Genomic DNA, 20001 nt, shown 5'->3' with positions numbered 1-20001 from the left:
GCCGCTTTATTTTCGACGAATGCCTTCCACATTCATCGTTAGACCTCGCCGTCACTCGTCACTCGAGCTCGTGGTCAGGTGCGCTTGGAAATTAGCCGAATCTGCAAAACTAACAATCGTTAGGTAGGTGTTGACTTGGAGGAGGGTGAGGGATAGATTCGCTCTCACCTAACGATCGTTAGGTAGATTTTTTCTCTTCCTTCTGGAGCTGACCATGACCGCTAAACTGCAACTCTTCACATCTCCATCCGCCTTCCCCAACCCTCAACGCCTGCGTTTGTTCATGCATGAAAAGGGAATAGCGGACCTGTTCGAAGAAACGATTTATGACATGGCTCCCGGAGGGGAACAGCGTGGATGGCGTCACCTCAATATGAATCCATGGGGTGAAACGCCCACGCTGAAGCTCGCAGACGGTAGTTTCATTTCCGAAACGGCAGCTATCGTTCGCTACCTCGATCAGTCCTATCCGGGTCGCAAGATCATGGGCGAGACCGCATTGGAGCAAGGGCTCGATAACATGTGGGATAACCGGGTCTGGGTGCATATCCTTTACCGGATTGTGACGGCGTTTCACGTGTTGCACACCGGGTTGGGCTTCAAGCTTGAACTGACGAAGAATGAGGCGTGGGGCGAGCACTGTCGCAAGGAAGCGTTAGCTCATGCAGCGTTGGTCAATCGTCATCTGTCCGATGGCCGTGAATGGTTGCTGGGCGGCAACGCTCCAACCTTCTCTGACATCACGCTGGCAACCGCGATTGCATTCTCCAAGTTCCCGGTCAATGCCACCCCTTTGGATGAGCGTTTCGAGTTCATCGACGCCTATTGGAAGCGCTGGCAGAAACGCCCAAGCTTTCAGGCTGCCTATGCTGATCGGAGCAGCGGCATTCCGGAATTGGATTCGCCGTCTAAGTGATCTCGCCCTGTGTGAGTAGAGTCGTCGGGACCGCAATGCATGGCGCTCCCGGCGGAGCTATTTCTGATTCGGGGCGCCAGGGATGATGGGAGGTGTGACAAGGTGCCTCATGTGCATGAGTTGAATTGATAACGTCCGATGACAGATGCATAGCGCGGCTACCTAACAAAAGGTAGGCTTTTGATTTAGCATGGTGGTCATCCGATCACTCGACCAAAGAACAAAGGCAAAGCAATGACGATCAACGCCCGAGAAGCCATTCTGCTGGCGGCGAGAAATATCGCTCAGTCCCAAGGTTACAACGGCTTAAATTTCCGCGATCTGGCCAGTAAGGTTGGAATCAAGCCCGCGAGTATTTATTACCACTTCCCGAGCAAGGCTGATCTTGGTTTTGCTGTCGCCAGGCGGTATTGGGAAGACGGCGCGGCGGCACTTGAGGCGATCTCTCAGGAAACGCCAGATGCTCTCGAGGCGCTGCGTCGTTTTCCCGAGATTTTTCGTCGTTCACTTGAGGCCGATAACCGTCTCTGTCTGGGCAGCTTCGTGGGCGCTGAAACCGACAATTTGCCGGCAGAGATGACTCAGGAAATTCAGGCTTTTGCGGAGGTGAATGTGGCTTGGCTGAGCAAGCTTCTCGTAGCCGCCAACGTATGCGAGCCAGAAGACAGTGAGAAGCGGGCCCGTGCGATTTTTTCGGCCGTGGCGGGTGCTCAGCTTATTGCCAGAAGCCGATCGGACATTTCGCTATTTGACACGCTGATAGATACCTATCGTGCATACGGACCATTACCAGCATAAGTGGCTGCTACCGCGACCCAAGGCGGACACTCTCTCGACTTCTGCAAGGTTTACAAGAAACCGTTGCGCAATCTGGTGCGAAATCCTTTTTGACAGGAGATCTTGATGTGCGGGCAATGGACACGCCAGTGGCAGCTTTCGATAGCAGCCATCGGTTACCGGTAGCCTTCGACCCCAATCGGTACTTCGAAGGTACCTGAGGGGCAAAATGGACTGTTGTTGATGACGAGCCCCATCCATCGAGGGGCTCGCTATAGGGCCGTTGGTAGCAAATTGTGGAGCTTTAGTGGCCAGTCGAACGCTGGGCCTGAACGTCAGCAGCGCTAACCGGTGTGCCCGTGTTTCCCCACCCTGTGCGGATAAAGGTGACCACGTCAGCCACTTCCTGATCGGATAGACGCCAAGCGAAACCCGGCATGGCGAACGCCGTCGGCGCATGCTGGTTGCCGGGGAGGTAGCCGCCAGCGAGCACGATGTGAATCAGCGACGTCGCGTCCTTGCCGTTGACGACCGAGTTGCCGGCCAGCGCCGGGAACACTTGCGCGTAACCGTTGCCATCACTGCGATGGCAAGCCATGCAGTTGTCTGCGTAGGTCCGGGCCCCGATCGCTTGCACGTTCAGGTTGGCCATCTGTTTGGCGGTGTCGGAGGCGCCTGATGCTGCGGGCGCAGGGCCAGAAGCGGGCAGGCTCTTGAGGTAGCGAGCGATGGCCAGGCGATCCTCATCGGTCAGATACTGCATGCTGTGCTGAACCACATCGGTCATGCTGCCGAACACTGCCGTACGGTCGGTGCGACCTGTTTTGAGGAACTGGGCGATTTCCGCCTCGCTCCACGCGCCCAGACCATCATGGGTGTCGCCTCGCAGGTTCTTGGCCACCCAGCCTTCCAGCGGCGCGCCACCCGAGAGGAACTGACCCTGCGCATCGGCGGACAGGGCCTTTTCCTGCATGCCAATGCCACGCGGTGTATGACAGCTGCCGCAATGGCCCAGGCCTTCGACCAGGTACTGACCGCGCGCCAGTTGAGGATCCGACGAGGCTGGCACCGTGCTCGCCACTGCCGGTGCGAATGTCCAGCGCCAGATCGCCAACGGCCAGCGCATGCTCAGAGGCCATGGGATATCGGCATCGCGGTTGGGCGTTGCGGCTGGCTTCACCGCGTTCATGAAGTAGGCGTAGAGGTCGGCGATGTCCTGATCGGAGACTTTGGCATATGACGGAAACGGCATCGCCGGATACAGGCTCGCGCCATCGCGTCGGATGCCGTGACGCACTGCCTTGTCGAAGTCCTCCAGCGTGTATTCCCCGATACCGTGCACCGGATCGGGGGTGATGTTGGTGGCGTAGACCGCGCCGATGGGCGTTTCCAGGCCCAACCCGCCGGCGTAGGGCTCGCCGCCCTTGGCCGTATGGCAGGCCATGCAGTCGCCCGCGCGGGCCAGGTATTCACCCCGCTGCACCGCCTGTGGATCTACCGACGCGGCCATGGCATGCAGACTGATCGAGCCCAGGCACAATGCGCTCCACTTCAAAAGTGTGTTCAACGTTATCATCTCAGGCCTCCACCAACGGCTTGCCGGGGTTCTTCAGGTAGTGCTGTCTGATGGCATTGGCCGACCAGTAGGCGAGGGCACCGACGAGTCCCGTCGGGTTGTAACCGATGTTCTGCGGAAAGGCAGACGCGCCGATCACGAACAGGTTGGGCACATCCCAGGACTGCAGATAGCGGTTGACCACGCTGTTGGACGGGCTGGTGCCCATGATGGCGCCGCCGGTGGTGTGCGTGCTCTGGTAGAAGCGGGTGTCGTACAGCGTGCCGATCTTCTTGGCGTTGACCTGATAGGACTCAGGATTCATGGCCTTGGCGATTTCCGCCGCTTTGCCTGTCACGTACTGCGACATCTTGATGTCGTTGTCATGCCAATTGAAGGTGACGCGCAACAGTGGCTGGCCGAACGAGTCGCGATACGTCGGGTCGAGATCCAGGTAGGTGTCTCGGTAGGTCATCACCGAGCCTTGGGTGTAGATGTTCAGGCTGCGCTGGTAATTGTCGGCCACTGCGGCTTTCCAGCCTTTGCCCCAGTTCGGCGCGCCCTTGGCGACGCTGGTCTGCCCGATTGGCCGTCCGCCGGTGCGGTGGTGACCGATGTTGGCGCCGCCGATGAAACCGAGGCCGGTGTGGTCGAAATTGTCGCCGTTATAGTTGTCGATGGCCGATCCGCCCGCACCGGTGCCGATGAAGGGGTTCAGGTAGGTGCCCTTGGGCATGACCACGTTGACCGCGCCGAGCATCTGATAGGCGTAGTTCTTGCCCACGACACCTTCGCCGGTCTGCGGGTTGTAGGGCTTGCCGATGCCGGAGAGCAGCAGCAGGCGCACGTTGTGCAACTGGAACGCGCTGAGGATGACCAGCCGTGCCGGTTGCTCGGTCTCGTTACCTTGCGCATCGATGTAAGTGACGCCTGTCGCCTGCTTGCCGGTGGAGTCCAGGTTGACCTTGGTAACGTGGCAAAGCGCGCGCAATTCGAAATTCTTGCGGCGGCGCAAAACGGGAAGAATGGTGGTCTGCGGCGAAGCCTTGGAATACATGTAGCAACCGTAGTTTTCACAGAAACCACAGAAGTTGCACGGCCCCAGACGTACTCCATAAGGGTTGGTGTAGGGAGCCGATGCGTTGCCGGCCGGGATTTTGAATGGCGAGTAACCCAGGCTCTTCGCGGCGTTTTCGAACAGCGAGTCGCCATATACCGGCTTGAGCGGTGGCAGCGGGAATTCCTTGCTGCGCGGGCCCTCGAACGGGTTGCCGCCTTCGATGAGCTGACCCTTGATATTGCCCGCTTTGCCGGAGATGCCGGCGACGTCTTCGAAGCGGGTGAAGAAGGGTTCGAGCTCTTCGTAGCTCACCCCATGATCCTGAATGGTCATGTTGTCAGGAATCATGTTCTTGCCGTAGCGCTCGGTGTAATGGCTGCGCAATTTCAGGTCACTGGGCAGTGGACGCCAGGTCAGGCCGTTCCAGTGGAAGCCCGCGCCGCCAACGCCGTTGCCCAGCAGGAAAGTGCCTTGCTGGCGATACGGAACCGCGACGTCGGAGGGCGTATGCCGAATGGTGACGGTTTCCTTGGACAAGTCCTGATACAGCTTGCCGCGCACCGTGTAGGCGAGTTCGTCGATGACTTTCGGGTAGCTCGCGTCGTCAGGGGTGTCTTGATCAGGCCCACGTTCCAGGGCGACCACGTTCAGCCCAGCCTCGGTCAATTCGGCGGCGAGAATCGATCCCACCCAGCCCAGACCGACGACTACGGCATCGATTTCCGGTTTCTTGATAGCCATCTGCCCTTACCCCTTGAGTCCGTTGATGGACACAGGGCCGAGCGGATACCGCTCGTTGGGACGATCTACCCAGTCCATGAAATCTGCGCGTGCACCGGGGAAGCCGATCATTTTCCACGCTGCCATGTGTTGGTTGCCGCCGTATTTGGGGTCGGCGAAATAGCCTTCCTTGACGTTTTTCAGCAGCAGCGCGAAGAACATCTCGCCCGGCACGTTATTCAGTTTGAGCTGGCCTTTTTCCAGCGCCGTCAGCGTCGCGATCCGGACCTGTTCAGGCAGCTCGGCGAAACGCTTGCCATGGGCGCTCTGGCAGGCAGCGTCGACCTCTGCGATGCCCAGGCGATAGATCTCACGCGGCACCAGCTTGAACTGGAAGCCCATTTCCACAGGTTGGTCGGTGATGAAAGGGCCCTGCATGTACCAGAGTCGGCCATAGGCGTAAGGGGTTTCCATCTGGCGGTCAAGAAACTCGGGAACGCCCGCAGACACTGCGCCAGGACCTTCTTCGTCTTCGGGGATGATGACAGCGCACGCTGCATTGACGAATTGCCACTCGGCAGCCGTGAAATAGCTTGGTTCGTAGGCATTCGGCGCATGAGCCGGTTTGTCTTCCGCGACGGCGGCCTGTGCCGGGGCCGGAGCCACTATCTGCGTCGTCGAATACCCGCCCAGGCTTACGGCGGGGATCAGAATTGCGCTTCGACGCAGGAATTCGCGTCGGGAATTGGGTGTATCGGTCATGGTTGCTCCGTCAGGCGTGCGGCAGAAGGTGCTTGTGAAGTGGCCTGTTGACCATCTTGGACGTTTGGGAAATTCAGGGAGGATGCCGGCGCTGTGGACGCGTTCGTTAAACGGCCACAGCTGCATCCGGGCGAAGAATGGTATCTCAGTGAAATGGCAAATAATAGAATGTCGTTTCACTAATTCGTTATTTTAACTACGGCTTATATTTTGAAACCAGCCACCAGGCGCGTAAGCGAATGGCCCAGTTGCTCCAGTTCTTCGCTTGCCGAGACGGTCTGGCGGGCCTGCTCGGTGGAAACGATCGACAAATTGCGAATGTTGATCAGGTTGCGATCCACTTCCCGGGCCACCTGGGCCTGCTCTTCCGAAGCGCTGGCGATCACCATGTTCTGCTCGTTGATCTGCAGCACACTGTTCATGATTTCCCGCAGGGCATCGCCGGACTGACGTGCCAGGGTTCGCGTCTGTGTCGCTTGCTCGGTGCTCTCCTTCATGGCGGAGACTGCGTGATCGGAGCCCTCCCGGATGGTGGTGACCATCGATTCGATTTCGAAGGTGGATTGTTGCGTCCGGGCCGCCAGGGCGCGCACTTCATCGGCCACCACCGCAAACCCGCGACCCGCTTCGCCGGCACGCGCCGCTTCGATTGCAGCGTTCAGCGCCAACAGGTTGGTCTGTTCGGCGATGCCGCGGATGACATCCAGCACTTTGGCGATTTCACGGACGCGCTCGGCGAGGCCTGCCACCCGTTCCGCGCTTCGCGCCGCGTTGCGCTCCATGGACTCGATCGCTTCGATGGTTTCACCGACGCGAGCGTTGCCTTGCTCGCTGGCCGTGCGGGATTCTTGCGAAGCCTGCGAGGTGGCCACCGCGTTGCGTGCCACTTCCTCCACGGCGGCGGTCATCTCTGTAACAGCGGTCGCCGCCTGCTCGATTTCATCGTTCTGTTGAGCCAGGTTCTGATTGGACTCCGAAGTGACCGCCCGCAATTGGCTGGACGAGGACGCAATAACTTCGGCCGAGCGCGCAATTTCCTGCAAGGTGTTCTTGAGGTTGGCCTGCATGGTCAAAAGCGTGCCGTTGAGCCGGGTGACTTCATCCCGGCCGTCTGTTTTGATCGTTTGCGTCAGGTCCCCCGCCGCCACTTTTTCTGCCGCCGACAGGGCGATGCCGATAGGGCGCACGATGCTGCGACTGATCAGGATGGCCACGGTGATTGTGATCAGCACCGCGAGCACGATGATCAGCGCGACATTGTTGCGCGAGCTGTGGTAGGTCTGGGCTGACTGTTCGAACAGCTCCTTCATGTTGCGGTTGTTCAGATCTGTGAGTTCGTAAAGCTTGGGAAACGACTGTTCAGAGTTCTGTCGCAGCGAGCCATTGAGTAGTTCGATCATTTCTTTTTCACGACCTTGCTTGCCCAGCTCGATCAGTTGACGGATACCCGGCTCGGTCGCTTGCAGAAGTGGCTTGATGGTTTCAAACAGTGCGCGCTCGTCTGGATTATCGATGCTGGCCGAGTAGGCGGCCTGCGCTTCGCTGTATTTCTTGAGCTGGATTTCCAGGCGACGGGTGCTGTCTTCGCGCATTTCCGCAGAGGGATAGAACGCCAGCTTGAGCGAGTTGACCCGCAGACCCAATATGGCTTCGCGCATGGCGCCCAATGCAGCTGACGAGGGGATGCCGGTCTGCTGGATGGTGCGATTGGTGTTGTCGATGAGGGACATCTTGAACAAGCCGTAGAGGCCGACGATGACCACGATGGAGGCGATCAATGTAAAGCTGATCGCAGATCGTGCAGAAATGGAGATATTGCGGATCATGGTGCGAACCTCGGCGCGAGATAAAGGATGAACCTGCCACGGATGTGGAAACATCTTTATGTCGGCGTAGGCGCTTAACTCTTAAGGGTTTAATGAAACGATATTTCGAAATTGTGGTAATGCCTGTAACCCTTGGCTTCCAGAAGTGAGGTCGGGGGGCATTGGCGTGAGCACAGGTGGCAACGTGTAACGCAGGGATTAGTCCCGTCCGGTAGCTATCCACTTTCAGCTATCGGATAATGCCGTCCAGTTTCGCTTTCGACGTTCAGTCAGTCGCCAAGGAGAGTCAACGATGGTCAAAACGCGTCCGCGCCCAGCGGTCAACGGTGTGGCATCAGCCGATCGGGTGCTCACCGTTCTGTCCGCATTCCGGATCGGCGATACCGCTTTGAATCTTGTCGAACTGGTCGAGCGTACCGGTCTGATCAAGAGCACCATCATGCGGCTGATGGTTTCTCTGGAGACGTATGGTTTCGTCAATCGGATGGCTGATGGTCGGTACATGCTTGCCAGCGAAGTGATGCGCCTGAACGCGGTGTATCAGGAGGCGCTGGATCTGGAGCGACACGTCGTGCCCAGGCTGCACCAGTTGACCGACGAAACGGGCGAGACGGCCTCTTTTTACGTGCGTCACGGTGCCTATCGTCTTTGTCAGTATCGGGTCAACTCACCGCACCGCCTGCGTTTGCACCTGCAGCAAGGGGAAATGCGCCCCATGGATGGCGCGGCGGGCGCTGAGGCGTTGCGAACGCCGTTCAGCCGTGCAAAGGATGGGCTGGAGCCGCTTTACTCAAGCGGCGCCACCGACCCACACGCAGCCTCGATGGCTTTGCCGATCTACGGCCCATTACAGGAAGTCATCGGCGCTCTGGTGCTATCCGGCCCGGCGGCCCGACTGACCAGCGACTATGCCAAATCCATCCGGAATGTATTTGTTGCAGTGGCTGAGGACCTGACTCGCAGCCTGGGCGGCAAATCCACTCGAGAGGAAAAGGGCATGCATCACGCCCCAGCCCCGGAAGATATCAACTGAAGCCGTACAGGCTGACCGGGTTGTCCCGCAGGATACGTGTCCGGTCGTGCTCCGATGGTGCCCAGTGGTAGAGCAGGTCAAGAATGTCTGCATCGTTGGGCTTGTTTTCGGCCGCGGTGGGGTGGGGCCAGTCGCTGCCCCACAGCATTCTTTCCGGGTTTATTTTCACCAGCGCCTGCGCAACCTGTCCAACGTCGCTGTAGCTGGGAGCGCCAACCTTGGATCGAATGTACGGGCCTGACAGCTTGACCCACGTGCGCTGGTTGTCCAGCAACCGAGTTATTGCAGCGAACGCATCCGACTTCACGCCCTCTGGCTGAGGCACATGGCCCATGTGATCGATGACCAGCCGGGATGGCAGCTTCGCCAGACGGCTTTCCAGATCGGTCAGTTGCGTGCCAGGCGCAACGACCTGAACGTTCCAGCCCAGTTCGTTGACGCGCGCCGCCAGTTTTTCAAGATCGTCAAGGTTGGCGCCGCCGTAGCTCAGGTTGAAACGAATGCCGCGAACGCCCGCAGCGTGGAGTTCTTCCAGCTCCTTGTTGGAAATTGTGCCCGCGACCACCGCAACGCCACGAGCGTCGCCTTTCGCGCCTAGCAAGCCATTGAGCATGACCCGGTTATCGGTGCCATAGGTAGACGGTGTAACAATGACCATGCGCCTGACGTGAAGGCGTTGCTGCACCTGACGATAATCCTCCAACGAGGCATTGGGGGGCAGCAAAGTGGCCCCCGATGCTGCCGGATAATGATCATCGTACAGGTGCATGTGGCAATCCACGCTTCCTGCCAGAGGTACGAGCAAAGAGCTGTTTTCGCCGCTGGAATAGCGGAATCCCGCGAATGCATTAAGCGACATGAAGGCCCCGAGTGAAACGCTACCTTGAACGAACTTACGTCGAGTTATGGTCATGCTGAACTTCTCATTGTTGTTGTGGTGTTCGAAAAGAAAAAAAGGTGCTCAAGTTCAACCTCGGCATCTGGGCAACCTTCTGCGCTAAAGACCAATGTCATGAGGTGCGCGAGATCGTCCTGGTTTTCGATCATCAGCTCGAACCAGCGACGCAGCTTGACGCCACGTTCTTTGGCGGTCAGTGCACGCTCTTGGCACGGTGCCCAGAGTCTCGTTGTTTAACGGGTCGCCTTCAGACGGACGCGCTACGCTCGCGTAGTTCCATGTTGAGAATGCGGTCATTCTCGGAGTAGTCCACTGGGCAATCGATCACGTGCACGCCCGGTGTCTTGATGCAATGTTCCAGTAGTGGCAGCAGGCCGTCGGCGCTTTCCACGCGGTGGCCGTTCGCACCGTAGGCTTCGGCGTATTTGACGAAGTCCGGGTTGCCGTAATCCAGGCCGAAATCGGTGAAGCCCATGTTGGCCTGCTTCCATCGAATCATGCCGTAGGCGTCATCACGCAAGATCACAACGGTAATATGCATGCCTAGACGGACTGCGGTCTCCAGCTCCTGACTGTTCATCATGAAGCCGCCGTCGCCGCACACCGAGATGACCGGACGATCCGGGTGAACCAAGTGGGCTGCCATGCCCGATGGTAAGCCGGCGCCCATGGTCGCCAAGGCGTTGTCCAGCAACACGGTGTTCGGCTTGTGCGCCTTATAGTTGCGGGCGAACCAGATTTTGTAGATGCCGTTGTCCAGTGCGACGATGCTTTCGGATGGCAGTACACGACGGATGTCAGCCACCAGGCGCTGTGGGTAGATCGGGAAGCGATTATCGTCGCCACCCTCGGCGATCTGCTCCTCGTTGGCTTCGCGGATCTCCAGCAGGCGAGTGAAGTCCCAGTGGCTGGTGTCGGTCAGCGCTTCGCCGATCTGCCACACGGCATTGGCGATGTCACCGATCACTTCGATCTGTGGGAAGTACACCGCGTCGACTTCGGCGGAGCGGAAGTTGATGTGGACGACCTCGGTGCCGCCACGAACCATGAAGAATGGCGGCTTCTCGATGACGTCGTGGCCGATGTTGATGATCAAGTCAGCTGCTTCAATGGCGCGATGCACGAAATCACCAGATGACAACGCGGCGTTGCCCAGGAAGCGCGGATGGCGCTCATCGACCACACCTTTACCGAGTTGGGTCGTCACGAACGGTATGCCGGTCTTGTCGATCAGTTGCTGTAGAACCTTGGCGGTCATCTTGCGGTTCGCGCCAGCGCCGATCACCAGGATCGGACTGCGCGCCTTCTGCAGTTTCTCGACAGCGGCTTCGACTGATTTGTGCTCGGCCAGCGGACGACGATGCAGGCTGGGCGGGATCGGCATGCTGTCGGTTTGCTCAGCGGCGATATCTTCCGGCAGCTCGAGGTGCACGGCGCCTGGCTTTTCTTCCTCGGCGAGGCGGAAGGACTCGCGCATGCGCGCCGGGATGTTATCGGCGGAAGTGAGCTGATGGGTGTATTTAGTGATCGGGGCCATCATGTCGCAAACATCGATGATCTGGAACCGACCTTGCTTGGACTTTTTGATCGGCTTTTGCCCGGTGATCATCAGCATCGGCATGCCACCGAGATAGGCGTAGGCGGCAGCTGTGACCAAGTTGGTCGCTCCAGGGCCAAGCGTTGACAGACTGACACCCGTCTTGCCGGTCAGGCGACCGTAGGTGGCCGCCATAAAGCCGGCCGACTGCTCATGCCTGGTCAGCACCAGCTTGATCTGAGATTTGCGCAGCGATTCGAGAAGATCCAGATTTTCTTCGCCCGGTATACCGAATACGTACTTCACGCCTTCGTTTTCGAGACATTGCACGACGAGATCCGCGGCCTTGGCCATGTTACGGGGTACCTTGATCGAGGTTGTGGGGAGCCCTGGGAGGGCAAAATTATCGAGATGACGAGAGCGTTGCTGCGCCCGATCCATGGGCGCAGCAGAAGCGCTTTTCCAAGTTCAGTTGGCGTTGATCGAGCTGGGTTCTTCAACGGCCCGCCGTCTGAGCTTGCGACCCATCAGCAGTACCGCAATACCCCCGAAGGAGCACAGGGCAGCCAACGGCAGCATCGCCAGCGCGTAGCTTCCGGTAGCGCCATGGATCGAGCCATAGACGTTAACCATCACGCCTCCCCCAATCAGGTTCGCTAAGGCACCGACTGCTGCCAGGCCCGCCGCAGCCGTGCTGCTGGATAGCCATGTCGATACCAGTGCCCAGAACGGGCCTTTCATCGAGTAGGCGCCGATAAGCACCATGGTCAGTAACAGCACAGTGGCTGGCAGAGAAGAGGTCACCAGCGCCAGCAGCAGGCCGGCGGCGATCAGCAGAAGCGTGAGCGATGTGTGCCAGCGACGTTCGTTGGTTCGGTCGGAACTGCGCCCCCAGATGATCATTGCGACCGAAGCGATCCCGTAAGGAATGGCATTGGTGAAACCGATCTCCAAGTTGGACAGACCGAAGGTCTTGAGCAACTGAGGCGCCCAGACGCTCATGGTGCTGCCTGCCGCGGATGCTCCCGAGTAGATCAGCGCCAGCACCCAGATGTCCTTGTGCTTGAGCAGCTTCCAAAGCGACATGTGACCGATGTTGGTTTTGCGCTGCTTTTCTTCATCTAGTCGGTTGACCAGCCAGTTGCGCTGCTCCTCGCTGAGCCATTTTGCCTGCTCTGGACGGTCGGTAAGAACGAACAAGCACGCGATCCCGAGCAATACAGCAGGGATGCCTTCCAGAATGAACAGCCAGTGCCAGCCGCGCATGCCCATCCAGCCGTCCAGCGTCAGCAGGAAACCGGACAGGGGCGAGCCCAGGAAGTTGGCGCCGGGAATGGCAACCATGAAGATCGCGACCATGCGAGCCCGGTAGGCCGAAGGCAGCCAATAGGTCATGTACAACAGCACGCCCGGGAAGAAGCCAGCTTCTGCAGCGCCCAACAGGAAGCGCATGACGTACAGCGAGTTGGCTCCCTGGACGAAAGCGGTACCTGCGGAAATGATGCCCCAGGTGATCATGATGCGGGCGATCCAGATTCTTGCGCCGAATTTCTGCAGCGCAAGGTTGCTGGGCACTTCGATCAGAAAGTAGGAAACGAAAAACAGGCTGCTGGCAAAGCCGAAGATGGCTGGCGTCAGGCCCAGGTCATGGTTCATTTGCAGCGAGGCCATTCCGATGTTGCCCCGATCGATGATTGCGATCAGGTAGCAGACGATTAGAAAGGGCAGCAGCCGCCAGGCGACTCGATGCATGGTGGCGCGTTCGAGTTCGCTGACGGGGGCGGTGGCAGGCTTTACGGCCATTGTGCTCTCCTGGGCTTATTTTTTTTGGAGAAACGATTCGGAACGGACTCGTGCCGCCGTTCTGCGGCACTCATACGATCGTGAGGTCAGTCAGTCATCAAGTGACGGTTTACGACGCATCTAGGGTCCATGGCTTCACATTCCCAGACCTTGATGACCTGTTGCAGGGCCAGCAGACCGACGCGGTCGCGGGCTTCGCTGGTGTTGGCGCCAACATGGGGTGTCGCCACCAGGTTGGGCAAGCTCCAGAGTTCGCTGTCCGCAGGTGGCGGCTCAGGGTGGAATGTATCCAGGCCTGCGCCTGCGATCTGCCCGCTGCGCAGTGCTTCGACCAGAGCCGGAGTGTCGACCAACTCGCCGCGAGCGGTGTTGATCAGAATGCTGCCCGGGCGCATGCGCTTGAACTGGGCGGTGCTGAACAGGTTGCGATTCTGGTCGGTGAGCGGGCAGTGCAGGCTGATGATGTCGCTGCTCTCGAGCAGTCTGTCGAAATCGTCTTCACGCTCGACATGCGCGCGATCAGGCAGGGCTTTCAGGAAGGGGTCGTAGACCTTGACCTTCATCTGCAGCGGAGTCACCAGGTCCATCAGGATTCCGCCAATCGAGCCCAGACCGATCAGGCCCAGGGTCTTGCCAAAAAGCTCGGTGCCGTTGGCCGTCGATTTGTCCCAGTGACCAGCACGCAGCCGCGCGTCTTGGTAGGCAGTCTGACGTGCAACGCTGAACAACAGCGCGAATGCGTGCTCTGCCACCGACTGTGCGTTGGCGCCCACAGCGATTGTGACCGGCACGCCACGCTCTGCCGCGGCCTGAATGTCGATGGAGTCATAGCCCACGCCGTGTTTGGCAATCGCTTTGAGATTGGCTGATGCCTTGATCATCTCCGCTGTGAGCTTGCCTTGGCGAACGATGATCGCATCCGGCTGCTCGTCACGAATGATGGCGGTCAATTCTTCCGCGGGCATATAGGGCGTGGTGGGAATGATCCGGATGCCCAGGCTGTCGGCGTGGTTCATGGCATCGGCTGTCAGGGCAGGGCCTGTCAGCAAGATTTTGCGAGTCATGGATATCTACCTTGTTTTTATCGTGAATACCGACCCATGAGGTCGTCATGTGTTGAGATTAAACCTAGCACAATGAAATGCCATTTCAATACCGAAAATAAATTTACGACGAAAGGCCTAGGATATCGAGATAAAAATCGTTGAATGCTAAATAATGAAATGCGATTCTATTATTTCGGCCGGGTACTTCCCGTCGGCACACCACAATTTTAAGAGAGAGATGCCATGTCTATCGGATTCCGAGTCCTGAATGCCACACGTAAAGTCAGCGCAGAGTGGATTTCACGCTATCGCGAAGTACCCGTCGCCAACGTGAGCGATTCCATGCACCGCATGACCGCCGGTGGTGCACGTCTGCGGCCTATGCACCGTGAGGGCGTGCTGGCGGGAGCTGCACTGACGGTCAAGGCGCGGCCGGGCGACAATCTGATGCTGCATTACGCGATCGACATCGCCCAGCCTGGCGATGTGATTGTGGTCGATGCAGGTGGTGATCTGAGCAACGCTCTGATCGGCGAGATGATGGTCGCCTACGCCGTCAAGCGTGGCGTGGCTGGCATCGTGATCAACGGGGCCATTCGTGATGCCGGTAGTATCGGCGCCGGTGATTTCCCATTGTTCGCGGCAGGCATTTCCCATCGCGGTCCTTACAAAGACGGTCCGGGTGAGATCAATGTGCCTATTGCTATCGATGGCATGGTCATTGAGCCGGGCGATCTGATGATCGGTGATGAAGATGGTCTGCTCTGCGTGCCGTATGATCACGTGGCTGAGGTGTACGAGCGCGCCACCGCCAAGCATCATGCGGAGCTCAAACAAATGGATCAAATTGCTCGGGGCGAAAACGACCGCAGTTGGGTCATCGAAGTTTTGAAAAAGAAGGGCTGTCAGCTGCCGGAGTAATTCGGCGTGAATGCATGACCATGTGCGAGCCGCCTGCTTCCTATCCAAAGCGGGCGGCCTGAGGCCCGCGACAGAGGTCTGAATGACGTCCCCTACCGCTCCCCATAAACCTTGGCCGACACCTATTCGGGCTCTGGCGCATCGTGATTTCCAGGTTTACTTTCTCGGCCAAGCGGTTTCCACGCTAGGCAAATGGGTGCAGCAGGTCGCGTTGACCTGGCTGGCCTATCACCTCACCGGTTCGGCCTCATTGCTGGGGTTACTGACCTTTTTATCGTTGGCGCCGCAGCTGTGTATCGGCCCGCTCGCCGGAGCCTGGACCGATAAACACGACAAGCGTCGGCTCCTGTTGATCGCCCAGGCTTTCCTGGCTGCTCAGTCGCTGTTTCTTTCGGTGATGACCTGGCTGGGCGGCATGAACAGCTATTGGCTCATCGCGATGGCGCTTGTGCTTGGCGTGCTCAATGCGTTCGAGACGCCTCTTCGCCAAGCGCTGATCGGCAGCTTCGTTGCAGAGCCGGCGGACTTGCCCAATGCGCTGGCGCTCAATGCCATGCTGATCAATGCGGCGCGTTTCATTGGCCCCCCGCTGGCGGGCGCGCTCATCGCGTACAGTGGCGAAGCGGTGTGCTTCCTGGTCACCGCCTGTGCATTCTCCCTGTTGTTGTTTGCCTTGATGAAGGTCAAAGGGGTGCCCTCGGCCCGGGTGGCCGGCAAGACCGGGCAGATCTTCCGTGAGGGCCTCACCTATATGTGGGGCACGCTCGAAGTACGCCGCTTGTTGCTGGGCGTGGTCGTGGTCAATCTGCTGTCATCCATCTATGCGGTGTTGCTGCCTGTCATCACCCGCCAGTCCTATCAAGGCGACGCCACCACGCTTGGCTGGTTGTGGGGCGCGGCTGGAGCCGGTGCTTTCGTGGCCTCGCTCTGTCTGGCGTTGGGCGGTTCGTTACCTCGACTTGCCCGTTTCATCGTGGTTGCCGCCGCGTGCTGCGCGTGCGGCCTTACCGGCCTGGCGCTGAATATCCCATTGGGATGGGCCATGTTGTCCTTGGCGATTCTGGGTTTTGGCATCACTGCCAGCAACGTCAGCAGCAACATGCTCCTGCAGAGCCAGGCGCCTGCCGAGTTGAGAGGTCGTGTGGTCGCCTTCTATCTTTCCATGCGCTTCGGCTTCGAGGCTGTGGGTGGCCTGTTCGCAGGGGTTGTTTCGGTTTTCTGGGGAGCCCCGGCGACGATGGGGATTGCCGGGGCGTTGTTGCTGGGCTATATGCTGTTCGATCACTTCTACTGGCGAGCGCGTTCGCGACCCACTAGCACTCAGTAGCGGGTTTTGCAGCAGCATCGGACTTTGCCTGCTGCTTGGCCGGATCGCCCAGCCACAGCATCAGGCAAGTGCCCAACATCAGAATAGATGCTACTGCATAGAACGGTCCGGAATACGACTGGGTGGTGTCCTTGATCAGACCGATCATGAAGGGGCCGACGAACCCGCCGAGGTTACCGATCGAGACGATCAGTGCCAGACCGCCCGCAGCCGCACGTCCGGTCAGGAACGACGACGGGATTGCCCAGAACGTCGCCTGGAACGACAGAATGCTGGCAACCGCCAAGGCCAGGCTGGCGATCTTCAATACCGGTTGGTCGATCAACGCCGCCGCGACCAGTGAGATCGCGGCGAACGCGAGGGCTCCCACTACATACGGCAGACGGTGCTTGCTGCGGTTAGCCAGTCGAGCCCAGATCGTCATGGATATTGCGCCCAAGACATAAGGCAAGGCGGCGATCAGCCCGACGGTGCTGTTCTCCATGCCAAGGCTCTTGATGATCTGTGGCATCCAGATGCCTATGCCGATCGAACCGACGATGCAGCAGAAGTTGATGGCTGCCAGCACGAAGACCTTTGGATTGGTCAGTGCGCCGCGCAAGGTGTTGCCATGAGAGGCGCTGATCGAAGCCTGCTCACTGCTCAATTTGTTTTGCAACCAGGTCTTTTCCCGCTCACTCAGCCAACGCGCCTTGGCCGGGGTGTCCACCATGACGAACAGGCAGGCAATGCCCAGCAATACGGCAGGGATCGCTTCGGCGACCAGCAAGAATTGCCAGTTTTTCAGGCCCAGGATACCGTGCATGTCCAGCAGCCATCCCGACAGCGGGGAGCCGAAGATATTGGCGGTCGGGATGCCCAGCAGGAACGCTGCCGTGGCCTTCGCCCGCCATTTGCCCGGAAACCAGTACGTGAAATACAGGTACACGCCTGGGGTGAAGCCTGCCTCTGCAAGCCCCAGCAGGAAGCGCATGATGCTGAAGCTGACGGGGCCCGTGGCGAACGCCGTCCCCATCGAAATCAACCCCCAGGTGATCATGATTCGCGCGATCCAAATGCGTGCGCCGAAGCGCTGCATCAGCAGGTTGCTCGGGATTTCGAAAATAAAGTAGCCAAAGAAGAACAGGCCCGCCGCCCATCCGAACATGGTGGCGGTCAGGCCAAGGTCTTTGTTCATGCTGATGGCGGCGAAGCCGACGTTGGTTCTGTCGAGATAGCTGATCACGTAACAGACAAAGATGAACGGAACGATGCGCAACAGAACACGGCGCAGCAGCTTTTCACCTTCAGCATCGGAGAGCGGGGCGGTGGTCATTTTTTCCGGAGTCATGGCGTCACTTCTTTTATCGTTGTTGTAGAGGACTTGTATGTGGTCTCGCGGCCGCTTTAGCTATGTGAATACATCTGCAGGCCTTTTACAGGTGTGCGAACCTGCAGGATGGAGCCCGACTCCGATTCGGTGATGAACAGCGTGCGGCCGTCAGCGCCCCCGAAAGCGAGGTTGGTGTTGCTGATGCCTTCGCAGGAAACATAGCGCTGGATCGGTTCGCCGACCCTTGAGAGTCGCCAGACCGACCCAAAACCGGTATGGGCGATATACAGATTGCTTTCGTCATCGAGCGCCAGGCCGTCCGGGCCACCGAGCCCGCCGTGCAACTGCGCGAAGACGCCGACCTTGCTAATGATCGAGCCGTTACCCAGCGGGATACGCCAAATCTGTTGTGCGCGAGTGACCGCAATCAGCAAATGATTGAGTTTGGGGTCGAACACAATCCCGTTCGGGCTGGGAATGGTATTGATCAGGCAAGTGAGGTTGCCAGCAGCATCCAGTTTGTAAACGCGTCCGGTAGGGTCTTGCAGGCCGGTCTGGCCTTGATCGGTGAAGTACATGTCGCCCGCTGGCGAGAACACCAGATCGTTCACCCCCTTGAAGCCTTCCGAGCCAGCCGATTCCAGAAACGGCTCGATCTTCCCGGTTTGCGGATCAAGCAACATGATGCCGCGCTTGTAATCGGTGATGAAAATCCGACCGTCCTGGTGAATTTTCAGGCCATTCGGCCAGCCGTCGTATTCACTCACCAGCGTCCACTCGCCAGTGGGGGAAATTTTGAAAATACGGCCGTAGGGGATGTCCGTGACATAGAGATTGCCTTCCCTGTCGAAAGAGGGGCCCTCTAGGAATGAATCGATTATTTTCCCCTGCCGATTGGCGTCGGCCCATGTCGTGCGGCGTGGATTGCGAAAGCGCTCAGGGAGGCGAGTGAAAACAGTTGTTTCGGTGGCGGTTGGGGCGGGGAAGAAGCTCATAAGTGCTCCTGCAGCGATCCGGCCGTGGCGGCGCGGAATTATTGTTAAAATAGAATTGCGTTCCAAAAATAAATCATTTTTGGATTGTGCGCGAGCGCTTTTGCAAGCACGTCGTCGCCTGCCACGGTGGGTAAGCCGACGCAAGAAGGGTGTAAGACGAAGGTGTTTTTGGAATTTGATTTTGATAATGCCACTGATAAGACGCCCATACGCTCATCAGCAATTCGAAATTTATCAGCACGGCGGCAGATAGCTCAGCGAAGGAGGGGGAGAAGGTCTCGGTTAAATGACTGCACGTTCAACCTGGCCGAAGGCGAGACGCCTGAATCCAGATAGCCGTAAATGTAGATCTTCAGCAGGATCGCGGGATGGTAAGCAGGCTGGCCAGTATCAACGGGAATGGCGCCATCAAAACCCAGGTTGACCAGGTCCGGTTCGTCGACGAAGACGTCGACTACGCGTACCGGATTGGTATCGCTGACGTAATCGTCGAGGCTCTCGGGAAGTAAGGTGCCTTGGCCTCGATGTTCACCTTGGATAAAACGCTTCATGGGCGATCCCTGTTTTGGTTCTGGTTATCCGTTCGCACGCTGTCATGGGTTTGAAGCTACCTTCGGCATTCATGGAATGCAGAGCTTTTTGCAAACACATCCGCCATGAAGTCCATGAAAACGATGGCTCGCTTGGGCAGCAGCCGATTCGCTAGGTAAACGACCTGAATCGGTACCCGTGGTGCTACGTAGTCGCTAAGCAGCAGCTGAAGATTGCCACTTCTTAACCCTTCCTCATAAAGCCATTGAGGGCCTTGCGCGATTCCTAATCCTGCATTGACATACTCACGTATCGCCTCGGGTGAATTGACCCGCAGGCGACCGGAGACCGGGACATCAATGTCTTTAAACCGCCAGTGAGTACCGGTGGATAGCAGAGTGTAAATAAGGCAGTCGTGTTCCTTCAGGTCATCAGGGGAAGAGGGAGAGCCACGTTTCTCCAAGTACTCGCGGCTGGCCACACACACACGCTCGAACCACGCCAGTGGCCGGGCACGCATTGCGCTGTCCTCCAGGTGGCCAATGCGAATCGCGAGCTCGGCTCCCTCGTCGACCAGATTGACGTAGCGATCATTGATCTGGAGATCGAGCGACACTTCTGGATAGAGCTCCAGAAAGCTAGCCACATGGGGCACGATAAAGGTATGCGCCAATGCAGTCGGGCATGCGACGCGCAGTAACCCAGACGGTGCCACGTTCCCTCTTAGAGAGGACTCTGACTCTTCTACTGAGTCCAGAATACGTCGCGCATCTGCGTAGTACCGCTCACCTTCCGGTGTGAGCGTCAGCTTTCTTGTCGATCGATGAAGCAGCCTGGTTTGCAGATGATCTTCGAGTGCGGCGATGTAACGGCTGACGTTCGGTTGTCCGAGTCCAAGATCGCGTCCCGCAGCCGAAAAACTGCCGGTCTCGACGGCGCGTACGAAGCAGCTCATCAGTAACAACCGATCCATCACACGTCC

At 58.3% G+C, this 20001-nt stretch carries 16 protein-coding genes and 3 pseudogenes; 5 read left to right on the top strand and 14 right to left on the bottom strand.

All coding sequences use genetic code 11. From position 1 onward, the window contains the following. Positions 1-214: 214 nt before the first annotated feature. Positions 215-916 (top strand): glutathione S-transferase family protein, encoded by a 702-nt coding sequence (locus BLO80_RS14790; RefSeq protein WP_092328626.1) that lies wholly within the window; start codon positions 215-217, stop codon positions 914-916. 234 nt (positions 917-1150) lie between these two features. Beyond that, positions 1151-1714 (top strand): TetR/AcrR family transcriptional regulator, encoded by a 564-nt coding sequence (locus BLO80_RS14785; protein WP_092328624.1) that lies wholly within the window; start codon positions 1151-1153, stop codon positions 1712-1714. A gap of 283 nt (positions 1715-1997) precedes the next feature. On the opposite strand, the gene BLO80_RS14780 is transcribed toward BLO80_RS14785, so the two are convergent. The 5 genes and pseudogenes from BLO80_RS14780 to BLO80_RS30645 all read right to left on the bottom strand — a co-directional run. Continuing rightward, a complete protein-coding gene (locus BLO80_RS14780) occupies positions 1998-3269 on the bottom strand; it encodes a c-type cytochrome (RefSeq protein WP_092328621.1) in 1272 nt (423 codons plus the stop codon). Between the two features lies 1 nt (position 3270). Further along, positions 3271-5049 carry a GMC family oxidoreductase gene (locus BLO80_RS14775; protein ID WP_092328618.1) on the bottom strand — a complete coding sequence of 593 codons (1779 nt, stop codon included), beginning with the start codon at positions 5047-5049 and terminating at the stop codon, positions 3271-3273. A 6-nt stretch (positions 5050-5055) separates the two neighbouring features. Then, entirely contained in the window at positions 5056-5790 is a 735-nt protein-coding gene (locus BLO80_RS14770) for a gluconate 2-dehydrogenase subunit 3 family protein (RefSeq protein ID WP_092328616.1), read from the bottom strand. A gap of 203 nt (positions 5791-5993) precedes the next feature. Beyond that, on the bottom strand, positions 5994-6857 hold the full coding sequence (locus tag BLO80_RS30650; RefSeq protein ID WP_371914576.1) for a methyl-accepting chemotaxis protein: 864 nt from the start codon (positions 6855-6857) through the stop codon (positions 5994-5996). Further along, positions 6852-7616 (bottom strand): annotated as a pseudogene (locus BLO80_RS30645) (MCP four helix bundle domain-containing protein); the annotation flags it as partial. The pseudogene BLO80_RS30645 and the gene BLO80_RS30650, both read right to left, overlap by 6 nt. A 292-nt stretch (positions 7617-7908) precedes the next feature. Here BLO80_RS30645 and BLO80_RS14760 point away from each other — a divergent pair. Further along, positions 7909-8649, top strand: a complete 741-nt coding sequence (locus BLO80_RS14760) for an IclR family transcriptional regulator (RefSeq protein ID WP_092328611.1) — start codon at positions 7909-7911, stop codon at positions 8647-8649. Here the strand turns inward: BLO80_RS14760 and BLO80_RS14755 are convergent. The 5 genes and pseudogenes from BLO80_RS14755 to BLO80_RS14735 all read right to left on the bottom strand — a co-directional run bounded on the left by BLO80_RS14755 (position 8642) and on the right by BLO80_RS14735 (position 13951). After that, on the bottom strand, positions 8642-9562 hold the full coding sequence (locus BLO80_RS14755; protein WP_092328608.1) for an amidohydrolase family protein: 921 nt from the start codon (positions 9560-9562) through the stop codon (positions 8642-8644). The two genes, BLO80_RS14760 and BLO80_RS14755, sit on opposite strands and share 8 nt — an antisense overlap. Positions 9563-9609: 47 nt before the next feature. Further along, positions 9610-9750 (bottom strand): annotated as a pseudogene (locus tag BLO80_RS14750) (aldehyde dehydrogenase); the annotation flags it as partial. A 44-nt stretch (positions 9751-9794) separates the two neighbouring features. Next, positions 9795-11438, bottom strand: a complete 1644-nt coding sequence (locus BLO80_RS14745; protein WP_092328606.1) for an acetolactate synthase large subunit — start codon at positions 11436-11438, stop codon at positions 9795-9797. Positions 11439-11552: 114 nt separating this feature from the next. Continuing rightward, on the bottom strand, positions 11553-12887 hold the full coding sequence (locus BLO80_RS14740) for an MFS transporter (RefSeq protein ID WP_092328603.1): 1335 nt from the start codon (positions 12885-12887) through the stop codon (positions 11553-11555). Positions 12888-12973: 86 nt separating this feature from the next. Beyond that, on the bottom strand, positions 12974-13951 hold the full coding sequence (locus tag BLO80_RS14735) for a hydroxyacid dehydrogenase (protein WP_092328601.1): 978 nt from the start codon (positions 13949-13951) through the stop codon (positions 12974-12976). A 225-nt stretch (positions 13952-14176) separates the two neighbouring features. On the opposite strand from BLO80_RS14735, the gene BLO80_RS14730 reads away from it, so the two are divergent. Both BLO80_RS14730 and BLO80_RS14725 read left to right on the top strand, forming a co-directional pair. Beyond that, positions 14177-14854, top strand: coding sequence for an RraA family protein (locus BLO80_RS14730; protein WP_092328598.1), 678 nt, complete (start codon positions 14177-14179; stop codon positions 14852-14854). Between the two features lie 82 nt (positions 14855-14936). Then, positions 14937-16181, top strand: coding sequence for an MFS transporter (locus BLO80_RS14725; RefSeq protein ID WP_092328595.1), 1245 nt, complete (start codon positions 14937-14939; stop codon positions 16179-16181). Here the strand turns inward: BLO80_RS14725 and BLO80_RS14720 are convergent. The 4 genes and pseudogenes from BLO80_RS14720 to BLO80_RS14705 form a co-directional block, all read right to left on the bottom strand. Further along, positions 16168-17511, bottom strand: coding sequence for an MFS transporter (locus BLO80_RS14720; protein WP_092328593.1), 1344 nt, complete (start codon positions 17509-17511; stop codon positions 16168-16170). The genes BLO80_RS14725 and BLO80_RS14720 overlap by 14 nt on opposite strands. A gap of 56 nt (positions 17512-17567) precedes the next feature. Next, positions 17568-18488, bottom strand: a complete 921-nt coding sequence (locus BLO80_RS14715) for an SMP-30/gluconolactonase/LRE family protein (protein WP_092328590.1) — start codon at positions 18486-18488, stop codon at positions 17568-17570. 299 nt (positions 18489-18787) lie between these two features. Then, positions 18788-19039: pseudogene (locus tag BLO80_RS14710) on the bottom strand (transposase); the annotation flags it as partial. A 56-nt stretch (positions 19040-19095) separates the two neighbouring features. Continuing rightward, positions 19096-19992, bottom strand: coding sequence for a LysR family transcriptional regulator (locus tag BLO80_RS14705; protein WP_092328588.1), 897 nt, complete (start codon positions 19990-19992; stop codon positions 19096-19098). Between the last annotated feature and the right edge of the window lie 9 nt (positions 19993-20001).

The sequence above is a fragment of the Pseudomonas sp. NFACC56-3 genome, assembly GCF_900100025.1.
GTDB lineage: Bacteria > Pseudomonadota > Gammaproteobacteria > Pseudomonadales > Pseudomonadaceae > Aquipseudomonas > Aquipseudomonas fluorescens_AA.
Note: the sequence above shows the minus strand (reverse complement) of the source record. Positions and strands in the feature narration are given on the sequence as shown.